Source organism: Microbacterium sp. CFSPD4_SD4, from assembly GCF_057364585.1.
The window spans coordinates 739,763-758,819 of sequence record NZ_JBNFOC010000001.1; the positions used below are offsets into that span (position 1 = coordinate 739,763).

Consider the following 19,057-nt stretch of genomic DNA (forward strand, 5'->3'; position numbering starts at 1 on the left):
CCCCCAGCCTAGGGGAAGGTAACGTGGAGTCCGTGCACGTACTCAGCGTCAGCTCTCTCAAGGGAGGCGTCGGCAAGACGACCGTGACACTCGGGCTGGCCTCCGCGGCTTTCGCCCGGGGTGTCCGGACGCTCGTCGTCGACCTCGACCCGCAGTCCGACGTCTCCACCGGGATGGACATCCAGGTCGCGGGACGACTCAACATCGCCGATGTGCTGGCGAACCCGAAGGAGAAGACCGTCCGTCAGGCGATCACCTCCAGCGGCTGGGCCAAGGTCCACCCCGGCACGATCGACGTGCTGATCGGCAGTCCGTCCGCCATCAACTTCGACGGCCCGCACCCGAGCGTCCGCGACGTGTGGAAGCTCGAGGAGGCCCTCGCGGCAGTTGAGGCCGACTATGACCTCGTGCTCATCGACTGCGCCCCGTCGCTGAACGCCCTGACGCGAACGGCGTGGGCCGCCAGCGACCGCGTCATGGTCGTCACCGAGCCCGGCCTCTTCTCCGTGGCCGCGGCGGACCGTGCGCTCCGCGCGATCGAGGAGATCCGCCGGGGCCTCTCCCCGCGCCTCCAGCCGCTGGGCATCGTGGTCAACCGCGTCCGTCCGCAGTCGATCGAGCACCAGTTCCGCATCAAGGAGCTGCGGGACATGTTCGGTCCCCTCGTGCTCTCGCCCCAGCTGCCCGAGCGCACCTCGCTCCAGCAGGCCCAGGGCGCCGCGAAGCCTCTGCACATCTGGCCCGGCGACTCCGCACAGGAGCTCGCCGCCGACTTCGACCAGCTCCTCGACCGCATCATCCGCACGGGCCGCGTCCCGGTGCCGGAGAACGGACCGCAGAGCTGACCCCGCGGAACGACGAAACGGCCATCCTCTTCGAGGGTGGCCGTTCTTCGTGAAGCGGGAGGGGACGCGTCAGGCGGTGCGCTTGGCGCGACGGGCCGACAGCTCGTCGACGGGGTCCGGTGCGGTCGGATCGAACGCGACGAGCGTCGACTCCACCTCGCGGAGGACCTTGCCCACCGCGATGCCGAACACGCCCTGGCCGCGGCTGACGAGGTCGATCACCTCGTCGTTCGACGTGCAGAGGTAGACGGAAGCGCCGTCGCTCATGAGGGTCGTGCCGGCGAGGTCGCGGATACCCGCACGGCGGAGCTCGTCCACCGCGGTGCGGATCTGCTGCAGGGAGATGCCGGTGTCGAGCAGGCTCTTGACGAGCTTGAGCACGAGGATGTCGCGGAAGCCGTAGAGGCGCTGCGATCCGGAGCCGTTCGCACCGCGCACGGTGGGCTCCACGAGCTCGGTGCGGGCCCAGTAGTCCAGCTGACGGTAGGTGATGCCGGCGGCACGGGCCGCCACGGCGCCGCGGTAGCCGACCTCGTCGTCCATCGCGGGCAGACCGTCCGTGAAGAGGAGTTCGGTCACGAACCGCGGGTCGCCTGCGAGCTCATCCGCATTCATCTGAAATCCTCCCTGGAACGGTTATCTCCACGGTAGAGCAGGGTCCCGGCACCGGCAACGACATCCGTGCGACGCCGAAGGTGTGTCGCAATCAGTTCGTTACGAAAGGATCCGGGTGAGCGCGTCCTTCACGAAGAGCGTCCGCACATCGTCGATCCGCGTGGCCAGCTCCGGGGCCAATTCGTTGGCACGAGCACGGGACGCCGCGTCCGTGCGGCGCAGCAGCGTGGAGAGCGCCGACTCGATGAGCGACACCTCACGCTCGGCGCCCTGCCGCAGGGAGCGCAGGTGCCGAGGCTCGATGCCATGCCGATCGAGGGCGACGAGCCCGCGGAGCAGCGCGACGGTGGATTCCGGGTACGTCTCCTGGGCGGTGATGACACCCGTGCTGATCGCGTCGTTGAGCAGCTGTGGTCCCGCGCCCGCCGCGGCGAGCAGTTCCTCGCGGCGGTAGCGACGCGGCGCGGGGGCGATGGAGGGCGGCGGCGCGAGCGCGGCGGTCTCGCCGGACGCCACCGCCTCATCGAGCTGCTCGCGGATCACGCTGAGCGGAAGGTAGTGATCCCGCTGCAGCGTGAGGCCCAGGCGCAGCCGCTCGATGTCGGACGCGGAGAACTTGCGGTAGCCGGATTCGGTGCGGGAGGGGCGGACGATGCCCTGCACCTCGAGGAACCGCAGCTTGCTGGAGGTCAGGTCGGGGAACTCCGGGGTGAGGCGGGCGAGCACCTGACCGATACTCAGCAGGCCCGCGGACGCCGAGCGTTCGCGGGCGGGAGTCGCCGCCATCAGGCGTTCGCCGCGCGGTCGAGCGGAGAAGCGAAGAAGTTCAGACGGAACTTGCCGACGCGCAGCTCGGAGCCGTCCGCGAGGGCGCTGCGATCGACGCGCTCCCCGTTCACGTAGGTGCCGTTGAGGGAGCGCTGGTCGATGATCTCGAACGTCGTCCCGGTGCGGGTGATCTCCGCGTGACGACGGGACACCGTGACGTCGTCGAAGAAGATGTCGGCCTCCGGGTGACGACCGACGGTGGTGACGTCGGTGTCGAGGAGGTATCGGGCGCCGGCGAGGGCGCCGGAGCGGACGAGCAGCAGCGCGGAGCCCGAGGGCAGCGCCGCGATGGCCGACTGCTCGACATCGGTCAACTCCACGCCGAACGGCACGAACGACAGATCGGAATCGTGTCCGAACGTCTGCGTCACATCGTGTCTCGGCTCGCCGGAGCGATGGATGGCGGCTTCACCGGCCGGTCGGCTGTCGCTGTCTGTCACTGTGCCCTCCTGGTCGTCCAGACTATCCGATCCGAAGGGGTGCGCGGGAGGCCGCTTTCGCACTCAGCGGTCCCATACCGGGGATTCATAGGCTGGACTCGTGAAGACCACAGCCCTGCGCCGCACGGCGGCCCCGATCGCCCTCGCGGCCACCCTCCTCGCCGCGTTCCTCGTCCTCTTCTCCCCGCTGTCGGCCTCGGCCCACGACGCCCTCGTGTCGTCGTCGCCCGCGGCGGACAGCAGCGTGGAGACCCTGCCGTCGGAGCTGACCCTGACGTTCAGCGCCAAGCTCATCGACGGGGAGGGTGCGACGGAGCTCACCGTCACCGATCCGGCCGGCGAGTCCGTGATCGACGGCGCCCCGACGGTCGACGGCGCGATCGTGACCCAGCCCCTGACCGGTTCGGGGCCCGCCGGCGAGTACCGCGTCGTGTGGAAGGTCGTCTCGAGCGACGGCCACCCCACGTCCGGCGAGTTCTCCTTCACCGTCACCGTCGGCGACGAGGGCGCTGCGACGGACGAGCCCACCACCGCTCCCCCGACGGCGGCACCGACGACGGAGCAGACCGCCACCCCCGAGGCGACCGCGACGAAGACGCCGGACGCCGGAGAAGACGCCGGAGCCGCTCCGGCATGGATCTGGGTGCTCGTGATCCTCGGCGCGCTCGCGGTGCTGGGCGTCGTCCTCTGGCTCACCCTGCGCGGTCGTCGGCGCCCCGCTCCGACCGATTCCGACGCCCCCTCGGAGCGATAGGCTTAAGGCATGCCACATTACGACGTCGTCATCCTTGGTGCAGGTCCTGGCGGATACGTCGCTGCGGTTCGCAGCGCACAGCTCGGCCTGTCCACCGCGATCATCGAGGAGAAGTACTGGGGTGGTGTCTGCCTCAACGTCGGCTGCATCCCTTCCAAGGCGCTCCTGAAGAACGCGGAGATCGCGCACACCCTGAACCACAAGGCCGACTTCTTCGGGATCTCCGGAGAGTTCACGATCGACTACGGCAAGGCGTTCGACCGCAGCCGCGTCGTCGCGGACGGCCGGGTCAAGGGCATCCACTTCCTCATGAAGAAGAACAAGGTGACCGAGTACGACGGCCGCGGCACCTTCACCGGCCCCAAGGCCATCTCCGTCGCGAAGGCGGACGGCTCCACCGAGGAGGTCACGTTCGACAACGTGATCATCGCGACCGGCTCCAAGGTGCGCCTGCTCCCGGGCGTGCAGCTTAGCGACAACGTCGTGACCTACGAGGAGCAGATCCTCTCCCGTGAGCTGCCGAAGTCCATCGTGATCGTCGGTGCCGGCGCCATCGGCATGGAGTTCGCCTACGTGATGACGAACTATGGCGTGAAGGTCACGATCATCGAGTTCCTCGACCGCGCCCTCCCCAACGAGGACGCCGACGTGTCGAAGGAGATCACCAAGCAGTACAAGAACTACGGCGTCGACATCCTCACCTCCACCAAGGTCGAGTCGGTCGTCGACAACGGCTCCTCGGTGACCGTGTCGTACACGGGCAAGGACGGCCAGCAGGCGTCGATCGAGGCCGACAAGGTGCTCATGTCGGTCGGGTTCGCCCCGAACGTCGAGGGCTTCGGACTCGACAAGACGGGTGTGAAGCTCACGGAGCGCGGCGCGATCGACATCGACGACCACATGCGCACCAACGTCGAGGGCATCTACGCCATCGGCGACGTCACCGCCAAGCTGCAGCTCGCCCACGTCGCCGAGGCGCAGGGCGTCGTCGCGGCCGAGACCATCGGCGGCGCCGAGACCATGACGCTGGGCGACTACCGCATGATGCCGCGGGCGACGTTCTGCTCGCCGCAGGTGGCTTCGTTCGGACTGACCGAGCAGCAGGCCAAGGACGAGGGGCGCGAGATCAAGGTCGCGACCTTCCCGTTCATGGCCAACGGCAAGGCCCACGGCCTCGGCGAGCCGGTCGGCTTCGTCAAGCTCATCGCCGACGCCGAGCACCTGGAGCTCATCGGCGCGCACATGATCGGCCCCGACGTGTCGGAGCTGCTGCCCGAGCTCACCCTCGCGCAGAAGTGGGACCTCACGGCTCTCGAGCTGGCCCGCAACGTGCACACGCACCCGACGCTGTCGGAGGCGCTGCAGGAGGGCTTCCATGGCCTCGTCGGCCACATGATCAACTTCTGATCCGACGCCTCGAGAAGGCCCGGTCCGCGCATCGCGGATCGGGCCTTCTCGCGTCACAGACCGCGCATGGTGATGAGGCCGGTGGTCCACCCGCGCAGCGTCGAGGAGCCGAGCACGCCGACCAGGCCCTCCCGCGCAGCGACGACCGGCGCGATCGCCGGAGCCCCCATCGCCATGAAGAACGCGGAACGACGATGCGCCTTCCGCGCGGTCCGCTGGACCTCCCGGGCGAAGCCGTCCAGGACCGGGACGGCGCCCCGGTCGGTCCGGCGCAACGCGGCCGCCAGCCGGAGCGCATCCGCCCAGCCGAGGTTCATGCCCTGGCCGCCGATGGGGCTCACCTCGTGCGCGGCGTCCCCGAGCAGGACGATCCGTCCGCGGTGCAGCCTCCGAGCCGCGTGCTGAGCGGCGCGGAACGACGAGACCGCCGCCGCGGGGTCCACGTCGAGGAGGTTCCCCGTCCGGCGCCCGACGATGTCCGCCAGCTCGCCGGCGGACGCCACCGTCCGGTCGCCGTCTTCGCGCACCACCCAGCGGCGCCGTCCACCCGGCAGCGGGAAGGACTCGACGAGGCCGTCCGGCTCGAAGTACAGCACGGCGCGATCGTCGGCCTGCGGATCGTCGACGTCGAGCATCGCGTAGCCGGCACTCCCCGACCGCCGACCCCAGCCGGCGCCGAACGCCGCCCGCAGAGGACTCCGCACACCGTCGGCGACCACCACGACCGACGCCGTCTCCTCGACGGGCCCGTGCTCACCGTCGATCCCGACCCGGACGAGCGGACCGTCGTCATGGACGGCCCGGACGGCGGAGCCGAGCTGCAGCGCATCGGGTCGCAGCGTCTGCAGGCGGTCGCGCAGCAGCTCCTCCGTGCGGGGCTGCGCCAGCGTGAGGATGGGACGCTCGGGAGGGAAGGTCAGGGCGGCGAGCCGTCGCCCGCGGCTGCGGACCTCGCCGCTCGAGAGGCGGAGCGCCGCGGAGCGGACGTCGGCGCCCACTCCGGCGGCGTCGAGGGCATCGAGCCCCGGACGATGGATCCCGATCGCCCGCGTCTGCAGGCCCGGCTCGGCGCGACGCTCGCATACGCGCACCCGACGACCGTCCTGCGCGACGAGACAGGCGAGGAGCAGCCCGACCGGACCGCCCCCGACCACGAGGACGTCATGGTCGACCATCCGCGCCCTCCCAGCGCAGCTCCAGACGAGCGGGCAGGTGCGAGCGCACCTCCCAGCCCGGCGGGGCGACGGCCGCGAGCTCCCGCGGAGTGTACGAGCGGCGGATGCTCAGGAGACCGTCGACCCGGATGAAGGACCCGGCGAGGAGGTTCCGCGCGAACGGCCAGGTTCCTACCGCGAACGCCTCGTAGGCCAGGCGGCTGCGGGCGATGTCGTGGTGGGAGATGAGTCCTCGGTCACCCACCAGCGCACGGGAGTCGTCGAGCACCGCGCGCAGTGCTGCGGCGTCGAGGTGGTGGAGGACGTGGTTGGAGAGCACCACGTCATAGGTGTCGCCCGCCGCCACGAGGTCGCCGGAGAGTGCATGGCGATAGCGGATCCCCGCGCCGTCGTCGTGCGCCGAGGCCCAGTGGATCGCACGCTCGTCGGCGTCCAGAGCGGTGATGTCGGCGCGGAGGCCGTCGCGTCGCAGTCTCCGGACGAGGTCGCGACACAGGTCTCCCCCGCCGGCGCCGATGTCGAGGATGCGCAGCGGACGCCCGGCGACCGCCCGCGGGCGGATGTCCCGCCGATACAGCCGACCCGGGCGGGAGACGACCGCGTTCACGGCGCTGAAGCGCCGGTACGTGCGACCGAGCGCCTCCTCGTCGGCGGCGGGGTCGTCCATGAGCTCGACGAGGTCGACGGCGCGCGCCGACAGATCCACGCTCACGGTGCGGGTGCGACGACGGTCAGCAGCGCGCTCTCGGCGGTGAGCCCCGGGCCGAAGGCCATCGCCGCGACGCGGTCGCCGGGTTCCGCATCCTCCTGCTCGAGGATGCGCTTCAGTACGAACAGCACGGTCGCACTCGACATGTTCCCGTACTCCCGGAGCGTCTCCCGCGCCGGTCGCAACTGCCCGTCACTCAGCGCCATCCGCTCCTGCACACGGTCGAGGATGCTCCGTCCGCCGGGATGGATCGCCCAATGGCGCACCCGGTCGCCCACCCGCCCCGCGGCGAAGGCCTCCGCCAGGCCGTCCTCCCGCCCGTAGAGCGGGGCGAGCGCTCCGATGATCGACTCCCCGATGATCTGCGGGACGGCGGTGGAGAGGATCATCTCGAAGCCGGAGTCGCCGATCGTCCAGGCCATGTCGTCCACGCCCTCCGGCACGATCGCCGTGTGGAAGCCGTCGAGCCGGAGCGCAGGGACGGTCGTGGGAAGGTCCCGTGCCGTCACGATCCCGGCGGCCGCCCCGTCGGCGAACAGGGAGGAGGCGACGATGGTGTCCGGGTCCTCGGAGGAGCGCAGGTGCAGGGTGCACAGCTCGACGCTGACGACGAGGACGACGGCGTTCTGGTCGGCCGCGCAGAACTGGCCGGCGGCGCGGAGGGCCGGCATCGAGGCGTAGCACCCCATGAAGCCGAAGTGATAGCGCTGGACGGCGTCGGACAGGCCGAGCCCGCGCACGATCTCGTACTCGGGGCCCGGGGCGTGGAAGCCCGTGCAGGAGACCGTGATGACGTGCGTCACGTCCGTCGGGCTCAGGTCGGGGTCCGCCTCGAGGGCGCGGCGCGCGACCTCGACGAAGAGACGGGAGGCCTCGCGCGTGTAGACGTCGTTGCGTGCCCTCGTGCCCGGCGCCAGCAGCTGCCCGGAGACGCGATCGTAGAACAACGGGTCGTCCGGGGAGGCGTCGTCGGCCAGCTCCGCGATCACGGTGTGGCGCGTGTCGATGCCGGAGACGTTGAACGACGTCGCCACGATGCGCTGCGCCAGCCGTCCCAGGCCGGGCTGGGCGGCGAAGACGTCGCGCACCTGCTCCTGCACGAGGACGGTCTCGGGGACGATCGTCTGCAGCGATCGGAGCACGGGCGGTCGACTCATGTGGTCACTCAACCACCCTGCAACCGCACGCGGAAAGGGGTTGCATCCGAGGAGTCGGCGGCCTAGAAGCCGAGAGCCCGGGCGAGCTTCGAATCGGAGCCCGCCTCACGGCCGCCGGCGGCGTGCACCGCACGCTCGACCGCCGCGAAGAACGCCGCACGACCGGCGTCGTCGGAGGGGCCTGCGGGGCCGAGCTCGACCTCCCACTCCCGCCAGGTCCGGCGAGTCCCGCTGCGCAGGTCGGTCGCGCGCACGTGGTCGTCCACGAACTCCGCCACGACGCCGTCCGGTCCGGTGAGGAGGTAGGCCGTTCGGTCGTTCTCGATGCGTGCGAGAGGCTCCAGCGGCGCAGTGGTCCAGGCGGCGATCGCTGCGCGCACCGCCGTCGGGACCTGCTCGCCGCCGAGGGGCCAGCCCTGCTCGACCCGGCCGTCGCCCTGCCGCGGGCCCTTGATGTGCCAGCCCTCGTCCGGTCCCCCGGAACGACGGCGCACCGCGACGCCGGCACGGGCCAGCGTTCCGTCCGCGGTGTCCAGGTAGCGGGCGTCGAGAGCGCGGTGCTCACCGGGCGAGACCGCATCGACGCCGGGGATCGCCGTCCAGTCGGGCAGGGGCGTCCCGTCGTCGACGTCGTACTTGCGCTCGACCTCGACGGTGCGAGAGGGCTCAGTCATCCTCGAGCGTGAGGTCTTCGAGGGCTTCCTCGAACCAGTAGTCGATCTCGGTGGGGCCGTCGCCCTCTCCCGTGTTCTGCGGCTCGCCGCGGCGGTTGTAGACCACCTGCGTCTCGCTGTAGGGGACGATCAGCTTGTCGTCCGCATCGTCGTCGAGGGGGATGATCTGCCCGTCCAGCGGGCCGCCGTGAAGTCGCGCGAGTGCCATGTGCCCAGGGTAGCGCCGCCCTCCCCCATTCGGGGCGACCTGCGCGGTCAGCCGCCGAGGACGCCGAGGACGGCCCCCGCGATCATCCACGGCCCGAAGGCGATGCGGGTCCTCCGATCGGCCCGGCCCGCGGCGAGGAGCACGAGCGCGTAGACCGCTCCGAGCACGAAGGCGGACACCGCGCCGAGGAGGAAGGCCCCCCAGCCGTGCCAGGCGAGGACGAGCCCGATCACCAGGGCGAGCTTCACATCGCCTCCGCCCATGCCCGCCCGGCTGAGCAGCCGCAGGGCCGCATAGAAGCCGCCGAGCACGAGAGCTCCGAGCAGGCCCCGCCCCAGAGCGGCGGCGTCGGCGGTGATGACGGCGTCGGCGACCGCCGCCAGGAGCAGCAGGAACAGGGTCGGCAGCACGATGCGGTTCGGGAGCCGGTGCGTGCGCGCATCGATCACGGTCAGCAGGATGCCGATCGCGAGGAGGCCGCCGTGCACGAGGCCGAGGAGGGCGAGACGGATGTCCATCCCGGCAGGGTAGGGAGATCCGGGACGGCGCGGAGCGCCCTGTGGACAACCCGGAGGGCGATGTCGGATGTACGAACTAGCGTCAGTCGCGTCACTTGCTTTATTCGTACATATCTTCGAGGATGGACACATGGGGATCGGGCTCGATGCGATGACCGCGCTCTCTCCGACCAGCGACACCCGCGCCGGAGAGGTCCTGCGACTGCGCCGCGAGATCAGCCGGATGCAGCGGCGGCGCAGCGAGCACACCCTCCTCCCCCTCGATCCCGCCTTCGCCGCGCTGCTGCCGGACGAGGGACTGCAGACGGGCACCTCGTACACCGTCTCCCCCTCGCCCGCCCTCGTGCTCGCCCTGCTCAGCGCCTCCTCCGGCCGCGGGCACTGGTGCGCGGTGATCGGCATGCCCACCCTGGGGGTCGAGGCCGCCGCCGCCTACGGCATCGATCTGAGCCGCCTCATCCTCGTCCCCGACCCGGGGGACCGCTGGCTCGCCGTCGCATCCGCGCTGGCCGAGGTGGTGCCCCTGATCGTCGTGCAGCCCACGACCAGGGCACGCGACGCCGATGTGTCCCGACTCAGCGCCCGTCTGCGCGACCGCGGGTCCACGCTGCTCGTGGCGGAGGAACCGGGTGCGGGGCGCTGGGCGCAGAGCGAGGGGACCATCCGGCTCCACGACCCGGACTGGCATGGGCTCGGCGAGGGGTGGGGGCTGCTCTCGGACTGCACGGTGACGGTCACGGCACGGACCAGGCACAGCCCTCGCGCCTCGAGCGTGCGCGTCCGACTGCCCGGCGGACACGGAGCCGTGGAGACCGCGGCCGCGGAGCTTACCGCTCTGCCACCGCTCGTTCCCTCTGCGACGGGCAGCGCCGTGGCGACAGACGATGCTGTGGCCGGGTCGTCCGACCTCCTCTTCTGGGCGGAGGCAGGATGAACGCCCCGCTCCGCGTCCTCGTGCTCTGGTTCCCCGATTGGCCGCTGCGAGCGGTGCTGGGCGGAGGCCCGCACCCGCCGACGGCCCTGGTGCAGGCGAACACGGTCGTCGCCTGCACCGCATCGGCCCGCGCACACGGCGTCCGCATCGGCCAGCGCCGCCGCGTCGCCCAGGGCCTCCTCTCCTCCTTGCAGGTCCTCCCCCACGACGCCGAGAAGGACGAACGCGCCTTCGTCCCCGTGCTGCAGCTCATCGAGAAGCACGCCCCGGGCGTGACGCTGCTGCGCCCCGGCCTCGCGATCCTGCGCGCCCGCGGCATCGCCCGCTATCACGGCGGGGAGACCGAGGCGGCAACAGCCCTGTCCGCGGTCCTCGCCGCTGCCGGCTTCCCCGAAGTGCGTGTCGGCGTCGCCGACGGACCCTTCACCGCCGAGATCGCGGCCCGAGGAACGGCGTCCTGCACGGTCGTGCCCCCGGGCGGCTCCCGGGAGTTCCTGGCCCCCTACCCCGTGCAGGTGCTCCGCGACGAGCAGATCAGCGATCTCCTCCTCCGCCTCGGCGTGCGCACTCTCGGCGAGTTCACCGCGCTCGCCCCTCTCGACGTCCGCGACCGCTTCGGCGAGCATGGTGCCCGCCTGCAGGCCCTCGCCGCCGGCGCCGACTCCCGGCCCCTGGCTCCCCGGCCGCCCGACCCCGAACTGGCCAGGACCATCGAGTTCGAGTCCCCTCTCGGGGGCACCGACCAGGTGGCCTTCGCCGTGCGGCAGACCGCCGATGCCGTGATGCTCGCTCTGGCGGACGCGTCGCTCGTGTGCACCGAGGTGCGGATCGACCTGACCGACGACGACGGCGCCGTCCACTCCCGCACCTGGCTGCACCCGACGAGCTTCGACGCCGCCGACCTCGTGGACCGCGTGCGCTGGCAGCTGGAGGCGCTGGCCGCCCTGACCGCGAGCGCGCCCGTCGACGAGGCGAGGGCGTTCGGGGGCATCGTGGCCGCCCGCCTCCTCCCCGTCGCGGTGGATGATGCGGCCCACCACCAACCGGGGCTCTTCGGCTCGGGTACCGATGAGCGACTGCATCACGCGGTCTCCCGGGTGCAGACCATGCTGGGGCATCAGGGCGTGGTCACCGCCGCCCTCTCCGGAGGGCGCTGGCTCGCCGATCGTCAGGTGCTCACGCCGTGGGGCGAGCGCCCGGTCCCGCCTCGTGATCCACGGTCCCCCTGGCCGGGGAGCCTCCCCGACCCTCTCCCCTCCGAGGTGTTCCGCCCACCGCGCCCCATCGGCATCGTCGCCGCGGACGGGAGCACGATCGACGTCGACGATCGCGGCGCCCTCACGCATGACCCCGCCCGCATCGACGGGGCGACCGTACAGGCCTGGGCCGGGCCGTGGCCCGTGCACGAGCGGCGGTGGAGCACGGGCGGTGGCAAACGAGGCCACCGGCTCCAGATCGTCGACGACCGTGACCGCGCCTGGCTGGTCTTCCTGGCCGGCGAGCGCTGGTGGGCCGAGGGGAGGTACCGCTGATGGGCTGGCACAATCCGCCGTTGACCTGGGATCAGCTCGAGCGCACCCTCAGCGGAGAGTCCACTCCCGAAGCGACCTCCGCACCGCGGGGGCTCCGCCCGGATCCCGGACCGGTGAGTCGTCCGCGGAAGCTCGTCCCCCCGACCCTCCCGGAGCGCCCGGAGGAGGCGGTGCCCTATGCCGAGCTGCACGCGCACTCGTCCTACTCCTTCCTCGACGGGGCGTCCTCCCCCGAGGATCTGCTCGCGGAGGCCGAGCGTCTCGGCCTGAGCGCGCTCGCGCTCACCGACCACGACGGGTTCTACGGCGCCGCGCGCTTCGCCGAGCTGGCGGAGCTCATGGAGCTGCGGCTGCAGACCGTCTACGGCGCCGAGCTCTCCCTCGATCTGCCCTCCGCTCCGCAGGGGGCCGCCGACCCGCCGGGCACGCATCTGCTCGTGCTCGCCCGGGGCCTCGAGGGGTACCACCGCCTGTCGGGGGCGATCACCGCGGCCCAGCTCCGCGGCGGAGAGAAGGGACGCCCGGTCTACGACCTCGACGAGCTCGCGGCGACCGCCGACGGACACTGGACGATCCTCACCGGCTGCCGCAAGGGGGCGGTACGGCAGGGGCTGGAGGCCGGGGACGCCGCCGCGCCGCTGCGCCACCTCGTCGACCTCTTCGGACGTGACAACATCGCCGTCGAGCTCTTCGACCACGGCGATCCGCTGGACACCCGGCGGAACGACGCCCTGGCCGACCTCGCCCGCCGGATGCGGCTGCCCGTCGTGGCGACCAACAACGTGCACTACGCCCGCCCGGATCAGGCCCCTCTCGCCGAGGCGGTGGCCGCGGTCCGCGCGGTCCGGAGCATGGACGAGCTCGACGGCTGGCTCCCGGCCCATGGCGGCGCGCACCTGCGCAGCGGCGCGGAGATGACGGCGCGCTTCCAGCGGTACCCCGGTGCGATCTCGCACGGCCTGGAGCTGGCTGCGGCCTCGGCCTTCCCACTTCGGATGGCGCGCCCGGCCCTCCCCCGCCAGGACGTGCCGACGGGACATACCCCGATGAGCTGGCTGCGGCACCTGGTCTGGGAGGCGGTCCCGTCGAAGTATCCGCGGCTGGACGAGGACGGCCGTCGGCGCATCGCCCGCGAGCTCGACGTGATCGAGGAGAAGGACTTCCCCGGATACTTCCTCATCGTGCACGGCATCGTGGCGGAAGCCCGGCGACGCGGCATCCTCTGCCAGGGCCGGGGTTCCGCGGCGGCGAGCGCGGTCTGCTACCTGCTGGGCATCACCGCGGTCGATCCGATCCTCTACCGTCTCCCCTTCGAGCGCTTCCTCGCCACCACCCGCACGGAGGAGCCGGACATCGACGTGGACTTCGACTCACGGCGCCGGGAGGAGATCATCCAGTGGGTCTATCGGGAGTACGGCAGGGAGCGGGCGGCCCAGGTGGCGAACGTCATCCAGTACCGTCCGAAGAACGCGGTCCGCGACATGGCCAGAGCCCTGGGGCACTCCCCGGGGCAGCAGGACTCCTGGTCGCGGCAGGTGGACGGCTGGGGATCGGGACTCGAACCCGTCGAGGGCCACGACATCCCCGAGACCGTGCTCGACTACGCAGCCGAGCTGCTGAAGGCTCCGCGGCACCTGGGGATCCACTCGGGCGGCATGGTCCTCACGGCCCGGCCGGTCGGCGAGGTGGTGCCGGTCGAGCACGCCCGCATGGAGGACCGCACCGTCATCCAGTGGGACAAGGACGACGCCGCCTTCATGGGGCTGGTGAAGTTCGACCTCCTCGGCCTGGGCATGCTCGCGGCGCTGCAGCACTGCTTCGACCTGGTCCGGGAGGCGACGGGCGAGGAGTGGACGCTGGAGACCCTGCCGAAGGAGGAGGCCGGCGTCTATGACATGCTCTGCCGGGCCGACTCGATCGGCGTCTTCCAGGTGGAGTCCCGCGCGCAGATCGGGCTGCTCCCCCGGCTGCAGCCGCGGCGCTTCTACGACCTCGCCATCCAGATCGCCCTCATCCGCCCCGGACCCATCCAGGGCGGCGCCGTGCACCCGTTCGTCCGTCGGAAGATGGCGAAGGACAAGGTGGACGAGGCCAACCGGGAACGGGAGTCCAGGGGCGAGCCCCCGGAGGAGTTCCCCATCCCCTACCCGCACAGCGACCTCGAGGACATCCTCGAGCGGACACTCGGCATCCCCATCTTCCAGGAGCAGCTCATCCAGATGGCCACGGCCGTCGGCGACTGCACGGCCGACGAGGCCGACCTGCTGCGCCGGGCGATGGGGTCGAAGCGGGGCCTGGAGAAGATCGAGAAGGTCAGGGACAAGCTGTACGCCGGGATGGCGCGCCGCGAGCTCGTCGACGAGGCCGCCGACCGGATCTACGCGCAGATCCAGGCGTTCTCGAACTTCGGCTTCGCGGAGTCCCATTCGCTGTCCTTCGCCCTGCTCGTCTACGCGAGCTCGTGGTTGAAGCTGCACTATCCGGCCGCCTTCCTCGCGGGCCTGCTGCGGTCGCAGCCGATGGGCTTCTACTCCCCCGCGACCCTCACGGCAGATGCCCGTCGACACGGCGTGGAGGTCCGGCGCCCGGATCTCCACCTCTCCGGCGCCACCGAGACCCTCGAACCTCTCTCGCCGGACGCCGCAGGGACGACCGGGAGGGACGACTGCCTGGCCGACCCGCAGCCGCCCGTGCACCGGTTCGACCGGAGCGCACCGGACGAGTCCGCGGCGCACCGGCGGGACGGACGGTTCGCGGTGCGCCTGGGACTCAGCGGCATCCGCGGGATCGGAGTGCCGATGGCAGAGCGCATCGTCGCCGAGCGGGAAGCGCACGGCCTTTACCGCGATCTGCACGACCTCGTGCGCCGGACCGACGCCACGGCCGCGCAGTTGGAGGCCCTCGCCACCGCCGGAGCCTTCGCGTGCCTCGGGTTGGAGCGCCGGGAGGCCATCTGGCTCGCCGGGGCTGCCGCGGAAGACCGCGCCCGATTCCTCCCGGGGACCACGGTGGCGGTGCAGCCGCCGCTGTTCGCCGACCAGACCAGCTACGAGCGCCTCTCGGCCGATCTCTGGGCCACGGGCATCTCGACCGACGACCACCCGATGACGCACTTCCGCGACGACCTCCGGGCTCGCGGCGTCCTGACGGCCGCAGACCTGCAGCGCCACGAGACCGGACGACGCGTCGAGGTGGCCGGTCTCGTCACCCATCGACAGCGCCCCGCCACGGCCGCCGGCGTCACCTTCGTCAACCTCGAGGACGAGAGCGGGTTGGTGAACGTGATCTGCTCGACGGGGGTCTGGGGCCGGTTCGGTCGCATCGCCCGGGAGTCCCCGGCGCTCATCATCCGCGGCATCCTCGAGCGCTCCCCGGAGGGGGTCGTCAATGTGCTCGCCGACGCCTTCGAAGACCTCCGCACGGGGGTCATGCACCGCTCGCGGGACTTCCGATGACTCCGGTGCGGGAGGGGCCCCGGCCTCCGGCGGTCACCAGAAGCGTTCGGGCTCCTCCGGCGGGGGACGGTCCGATCCACCCCAGCGATCCGCCTCGGCCTTGGCCGCGTTGACCGCCGCATCCGCGCCGCGCAGAGCAATGCCCGCGCCGCTGGCCGACGGCCCGATGGGGTCGATGAGCAGCGACGTCCGCGGAGCGACGCCCACCGCCACCGTGCAGTCGAGGACACGGCCGATCCAGTGCGTCACCTCAGCTCGGGGCTCCTCGGCGCGGCGGTAGCGGATACCGGTGTCCAGGTCGAGCAGCGACAGGACGACGGGCTCCTGCGTCTGGGGGTCGACGAGTTCGGAGACCTCGACCCGGTGCCCGACCGGGAGTGCGACCTCACCGGCGAAGACGAGCATCCTGTCCATGCCCCCACCCTACGGAACGGTCCGTATCGGCGACAGGGCCGGGAGCCGCGCAGAATTTTCGAAGAAACTTTTGTCCCCCAAATGGCGGACAAGAGGATTAAGGGATATTCTGCTCTTCGTAGCGGGGGCTACCGGCTGAATCTCTGGGGGATCAGCCGTAGAGACAGCGAGACTTCGCCGCCTCCCCAACCGTCCGGGTAGGACGGTGAGCCCTCTCGGCAGCACCGGGTTGGGGCGGTCCCGTCGAGAGGGCATACCCCGCGGCTAGCCATCGTCCCGCTGAGCGTCAACCCCGGCGAGGGCACGCACCGCTCGGACTACGGTCGTTCGTCATGACGCCTCTCCCCTGTCTCGAACGCCGCCCCGGCGCACCTGCCGCCGGAGGCCGTCAGTCCTCGGCGGGCTCGTCGAGGCCCTCCTCATCCAGCGGCACTTCGATGCGCTGCTCGGCGGCGTCCGCCGGGTCCGCCTCGATGGGGTGCGTCTCCGGTGCCGAGGGGGTCGGCGCTTCCGGGTCCTCGGGAACCTCCTCCGCAAGGCGCTCCTGCTCCTGCAGGTCGGCCTCGGGCTTCACATCGTCGATCGGATGGTCATTGAGCGACATGGCTCCTCCTCCTTCGGTGTGGATGCCTCCAGCCTGCCGAGGCCGCACGACAGCGGCAAGGGGCTTGACCCGACGGAGCCGGCCATGAAGAAGAAGAGCACGCGAGGCCGGGTACGCATCGGCGTCTCCGGGTGGCGGTACGCCCGGTGGCGCGGCGACTTCTACCCGCGCGGCCTCCCGCAGCGTCGAGAGCTGGAGCACATCGGATCGCAGTTCCCCACCGTCGAGCTCAACGGCTCGTTCTACTCTCTGCAGCGGCCCGAGAGCTACCGCCGGTGGGCCGCGAGCGTTCCCGACGACTTCGTGTTCGCGGTCAAGGGCTCACGCTACGTCAGCCACATGCTGCGACTGCGGAACGTCGAGCAGGCACTGGCGAACTTCTTCGCGTCGGGCGTCCTCGCCCTCGGTCCCCGCCTCGGCCCGATCCTGTGGCAGCTCCCCGAGCGCCAGCGCTTCGACCCGGATCTCCTGGAGTCCTTCTTCGACGCGCTTCCCCGGATGACGGCCGACGCTCTCGCGCTCGCCCGGCGGCATGACGAGCGGCTGCAGGACCGGGCGTGGCTGGAGATCGATGCCGACCGCCCGCTCCGCTATGCCCTCGAACCGCGTTCCGCTTCCTTCGCCGACCCCTCGAGCCTGAGGCTCCTGCAGCAGCACGGGGCTTCCCTCGTCATCGCCGACACCGCAGGCACGTGGCCGCGATTCGATGCCCTCACCGCGGACTTCGTCTACATCCGTCTCCACGGCGCGCAGATGCTCTATCACAGCGCCTACACCGAGACCGAGCTGCGGGAGTGGGCGGCGCTCATCCGCGGGTGGGCCGACGGGACCGGCGCCGACGACGGGAGACCACGCGACGTCTTCGTGTACTTCGACAACGACGCCCGCGGGCACGCACCCCACGACGCCCTGGCGTTGAGCGCGCTCGTGGCGGACGCGCCTTCCTGACGCGGCGAGCGCGGCGGCTACCGGTCGCCGACGTGACCCGGAGCGGTGAGCGACAGCACCCGCTCGACGAACGCCGCGTACTCCTCCATGTAGTGCGCGAGGAACTTCTCGGTGTCAGCATCGTGCACCTGACCGTCGGCGCCGAAGACCTCGGGCCGGAACGTGATGTACGCCTCCGGGGCGTTCAGCTGCGGCGCGTTGAGGAAGCTCAGCACGCTCCGCATCGACGACTGCATGACCGCGGTGCCGATGGCTCCCGTCGAGGCGCCGATGATGCCGGTGGGTTTGCGTGCGAACGAGTTGTGACCCCAGGGTCGCGAGCCCCAGTCGATGGCGTTCTTCAACGCCCCGGGGATCGAGCGGTTGTACTCCGGCGAGACGAGCAGCAGACCGTCCGACCCTTCGATCGCGCTCTTGAACGCGGTGACCGCAGCGACGGGTTCGAGCTCGTCGTCGCGGTTGTAGAGGGGGAGGTCACGGATCGGGATCTCCACGAGTTCGAGGTCCGGCGGGGCGAGCCGTACGAGCGCCGTGGCCAGGACGCGATTGATCGAGTCCGATGCGAGGCTGCCGATGAGGTAGCCGATCCGATGGGTCATGGTGAGGTCCCCTCGTCTCCGTGCATCTCCAGGATATCGCCGGGGTGGGGGCTTGCCACAAGGCCCCCTCGGGAGGCAGAATCGACGGCTCGCGTGCCCCCGCATGCCCTCGCGAAGGAGATGTCCCGTGCTCGACCCCTTTGATCTGTCCGACGACCACGCGGCGAAATCCGCAGACGACCTCATCGCCGCCGACCGCGCCCACGTCCGGCGCCTCGGCGCCGCTCTGTCCCGGGAACGGGACGCCCTGACCGCTCGTCTCGCCCTCGTGCGCCGGCAGGCCGCCGACGCGGGCGTCACGGCGGTCGATCGCGACCTGGAGATCCGCCGCCTCAGCGCGACGCTGCGCCTGCGGGAGCGCTACGGCATCGACATGTGCCTGGGCCGGATGACCCCCGCGGCCGGACCGCCGGTGTACATCGGTCGCGCCGGGGTGTCCGATGCGGACGGCACCCGCCTGCTGGTCGACTGGCGGGCTCCGGCAGCGGAACCGTACTTCGCCGCGACCTGGGAAGACCCCCGGGGCCTCCTCTCCCGGCGACGGTACCGGTGGAACCGAGGCAGGATCACGGACTACTGGGACGAGGCGCTGTCCCCCGAGGGCCTCGACGGCGCCGCCTCCCTCGACGACCAGTCCGCTTTTCTCGCGAGCCTCGACGCACACCGGACCGGGCGCATGCGGGACGTGCTGGCGACGATCCAGGCGGATCAGGACGCCATCGTGCGCGCCCCTTCGCCCGGCGCTCTGGTCGTGGATGGCGGCCCCGGCACCGGGAAGACCGTCGTCGCGCTGCACCGGGCGGCGCACCTTCTGTACGCCGAGCCGCGGCTGACCACGGCGCCGGGGGCATGCTGCTCGTGGGACCGAACCCGCAGTACCTCGGCTACGTCGAGGACGTGCTGCCGAGCCTCGGCGAGGACACGGTGCGGTTGTGCACTCTGCGTGATCTCACTCCCGAGGGCGCGGGCGCGATCGCGGAGACGGATTCCCGCGTGGCCGAGCTCAAGCAGCGCCTAGACCCGGAGCTGGTGATCGCGGCGGCGGTCTCCGAGCTCACCCGGCCGCCGCTGCACGCGCTCCGCCTCGAGGCGCCGTGGGCCGATCTCTGGGTGAGCCGAGAGGACTGGGCCGATCTGTTCGCCCGTGCGGATCCCGCGTCGCCGCACAACGAGGCTCGTGACGAGGTGTGGGAGGAGGTGCTGGAGATGCTGGTGGACCAGGTTCGCGATCCCGAGGTCCC

General features: G+C 71.3%; 20 protein-coding genes. 8 read left to right on the forward strand and 12 right to left on the reverse strand.

Going from position 1 to position 19,057, the window contains the following annotated elements; all coding sequences use genetic code 11:
* Positions 1-32: 32 nt before the first annotated feature.
* Entirely contained in the window at positions 33-845 is an 813-nt protein-coding gene (locus AC2W7E_RS03700; protein ID WP_025105105.1) for a ParA family protein, read from the forward strand.
* 69 nt (positions 846-914) lie between these two features.
* Here AC2W7E_RS03700 and AC2W7E_RS03705 read toward each other — a convergent pair whose 3' ends face one another.
* The 3 genes from AC2W7E_RS03705 to AC2W7E_RS03715 form a co-directional block, all read right to left on the reverse strand.
* Positions 915-1,460 carry a MerR family transcriptional regulator gene (locus AC2W7E_RS03705; RefSeq protein ID WP_025105106.1) on the reverse strand — a complete coding sequence of 182 codons (546 nt, stop codon included), beginning with the start codon at positions 1,458-1,460 and terminating at the stop codon, positions 915-917.
* 99 nt (positions 1,461-1,559) lie between these two features.
* On the reverse strand, positions 1,560-2,246 hold the full coding sequence (gene ftsR / locus AC2W7E_RS03710; RefSeq protein ID WP_085607902.1) for a transcriptional regulator FtsR: 687 nt from the start codon (positions 2,244-2,246) through the stop codon (positions 1,560-1,562).
* Positions 2,246-2,728 (reverse strand): FHA domain-containing protein, encoded by a 483-nt coding sequence (locus AC2W7E_RS03715; protein WP_025105108.1) that lies wholly within the window; start codon positions 2,726-2,728, stop codon positions 2,246-2,248. The genes ftsR and AC2W7E_RS03715 overlap by 1 nt, the downstream gene beginning before the upstream one ends.
* A gap of 100 nt (positions 2,729-2,828) precedes the next feature.
* Here AC2W7E_RS03715 and AC2W7E_RS03720 point away from each other — a divergent pair, with 100 nt between their 5' ends.
* Both AC2W7E_RS03720 and lpdA read left to right on the forward strand, forming a co-directional pair.
* Entirely contained in the window at positions 2,829-3,482 is a 654-nt protein-coding gene (locus AC2W7E_RS03720; protein ID WP_085607904.1) for a copper resistance CopC family protein, read from the forward strand.
* Positions 3,483-3,491: 9 nt separating this feature from the next.
* Entirely contained in the window at positions 3,492-4,889 is a 1,398-nt protein-coding gene (gene lpdA / locus AC2W7E_RS03725) for a dihydrolipoyl dehydrogenase (RefSeq protein WP_485988554.1), read from the forward strand.
* 53 nt (positions 4,890-4,942) lie between these two features.
* Here the strand turns inward: lpdA and AC2W7E_RS03730 are convergent, their stop codons facing one another.
* The 6 genes from AC2W7E_RS03730 to AC2W7E_RS03755 form a co-directional block, all read right to left on the reverse strand.
* A complete protein-coding gene (locus AC2W7E_RS03730; protein ID WP_485988555.1) occupies positions 4,943-6,064 on the reverse strand; it encodes an FAD-dependent oxidoreductase in 1,122 nt (373 codons plus the stop codon).
* Positions 6,051-6,776 carry a methyltransferase domain-containing protein gene (locus tag AC2W7E_RS03735; RefSeq protein WP_485988556.1) on the reverse strand — a complete coding sequence of 242 codons (726 nt, stop codon included), beginning with the start codon at positions 6,774-6,776 and terminating at the stop codon, positions 6,051-6,053. The genes AC2W7E_RS03730 and AC2W7E_RS03735 overlap by 14 nt, the downstream gene beginning before the upstream one ends.
* Entirely contained in the window at positions 6,773-7,930 is a 1,158-nt protein-coding gene (locus tag AC2W7E_RS03740; RefSeq protein ID WP_253247468.1) for a type III polyketide synthase, read from the reverse strand. Before AC2W7E_RS03740 ends, AC2W7E_RS03735 begins: the two co-directional genes overlap by 4 nt.
* A 62-nt stretch (positions 7,931-7,992) precedes the next feature.
* Complete coding sequence (locus tag AC2W7E_RS03745) at positions 7,993-8,604, reverse strand: CYTH domain-containing protein (RefSeq protein WP_338566339.1); 612 nt, start codon at positions 8,602-8,604, stop codon at positions 7,993-7,995.
* A complete protein-coding gene (locus AC2W7E_RS03750; RefSeq protein ID WP_025105115.1) occupies positions 8,597-8,812 on the reverse strand; it encodes a hypothetical protein in 216 nt (71 codons plus the stop codon). Before AC2W7E_RS03750 ends, AC2W7E_RS03745 begins: the two co-directional genes overlap by 8 nt.
* A 47-nt stretch (positions 8,813-8,859) precedes the next feature.
* Complete coding sequence (locus AC2W7E_RS03755; RefSeq protein ID WP_338566340.1) at positions 8,860-9,330, reverse strand: prepilin peptidase; 471 nt, start codon at positions 9,328-9,330, stop codon at positions 8,860-8,862.
* A gap of 130 nt (positions 9,331-9,460) precedes the next feature.
* Here AC2W7E_RS03755 and AC2W7E_RS03760 point away from each other — a divergent pair, with 130 nt between their 5' ends.
* From AC2W7E_RS03760 to AC2W7E_RS03770, 3 genes are read left to right on the forward strand one after another with little or no spacing between them, the layout of a single operon-like run.
* Positions 9,461-10,264: a hypothetical protein gene (locus AC2W7E_RS03760; protein ID WP_085607912.1), complete on the forward strand. Its 804-nt coding sequence runs from the start codon at positions 9,461-9,463 to the stop codon at positions 10,262-10,264.
* Positions 10,261-11,796 carry a DNA polymerase Y family protein gene (locus AC2W7E_RS03765; protein ID WP_485988557.1) on the forward strand — a complete coding sequence of 512 codons (1,536 nt, stop codon included), beginning with the start codon at positions 10,261-10,263 and terminating at the stop codon, positions 11,794-11,796. Before AC2W7E_RS03760 ends, AC2W7E_RS03765 begins: the two co-directional genes overlap by 4 nt.
* On the forward strand, positions 11,796-15,251 hold the full coding sequence (locus AC2W7E_RS03770) for an error-prone DNA polymerase (protein ID WP_485988558.1): 3,456 nt from the start codon (positions 11,796-11,798) through the stop codon (positions 15,249-15,251). Before AC2W7E_RS03765 ends, AC2W7E_RS03770 begins: the two co-directional genes overlap by 1 nt.
* A 33-nt stretch (positions 15,252-15,284) precedes the next feature.
* Here AC2W7E_RS03770 and AC2W7E_RS03775 read toward each other — a convergent pair whose 3' ends face one another.
* Both AC2W7E_RS03775 and AC2W7E_RS03780 read right to left on the reverse strand, forming a co-directional pair.
* Positions 15,285-15,665, reverse strand: a complete 381-nt coding sequence (locus AC2W7E_RS03775) for a hypothetical protein (protein ID WP_485988559.1) — start codon at positions 15,663-15,665, stop codon at positions 15,285-15,287.
* Positions 15,666-16,053: 388 nt separating this feature from the next.
* The gene (locus AC2W7E_RS03780; protein WP_485988560.1) at positions 16,054-16,269 is read right to left on the reverse strand and encodes a hypothetical protein; all 216 of its coding nucleotides are present in this window, start codon (positions 16,267-16,269) and stop codon (positions 16,054-16,056) included.
* Between the two features lie 84 nt (positions 16,270-16,353).
* Between AC2W7E_RS03780 and AC2W7E_RS03785 the strand changes: the two genes are divergently transcribed.
* On the forward strand, positions 16,354-17,217 hold the full coding sequence (locus tag AC2W7E_RS03785) for a DUF72 domain-containing protein (RefSeq protein WP_485988561.1): 864 nt from the start codon (positions 16,354-16,356) through the stop codon (positions 17,215-17,217).
* A gap of 17 nt (positions 17,218-17,234) precedes the next feature.
* Here the strand turns inward: AC2W7E_RS03785 and AC2W7E_RS03790 are convergent, their stop codons facing one another.
* Positions 17,235-17,816, reverse strand: a complete 582-nt coding sequence (locus tag AC2W7E_RS03790; RefSeq protein ID WP_338566346.1) for an NADPH-dependent FMN reductase — start codon at positions 17,814-17,816, stop codon at positions 17,235-17,237.
* A gap of 127 nt (positions 17,817-17,943) precedes the next feature.
* Between AC2W7E_RS03790 and AC2W7E_RS03795 the strand changes: the two genes are divergently transcribed.
* The gene (locus AC2W7E_RS03795) at positions 17,944-18,834 is read left to right on the forward strand and encodes a hypothetical protein (RefSeq protein ID WP_485988562.1); all 891 of its coding nucleotides are present in this window, start codon (positions 17,944-17,946) and stop codon (positions 18,832-18,834) included.
* Positions 18,835-19,057 lie beyond the last annotated feature (223 nt).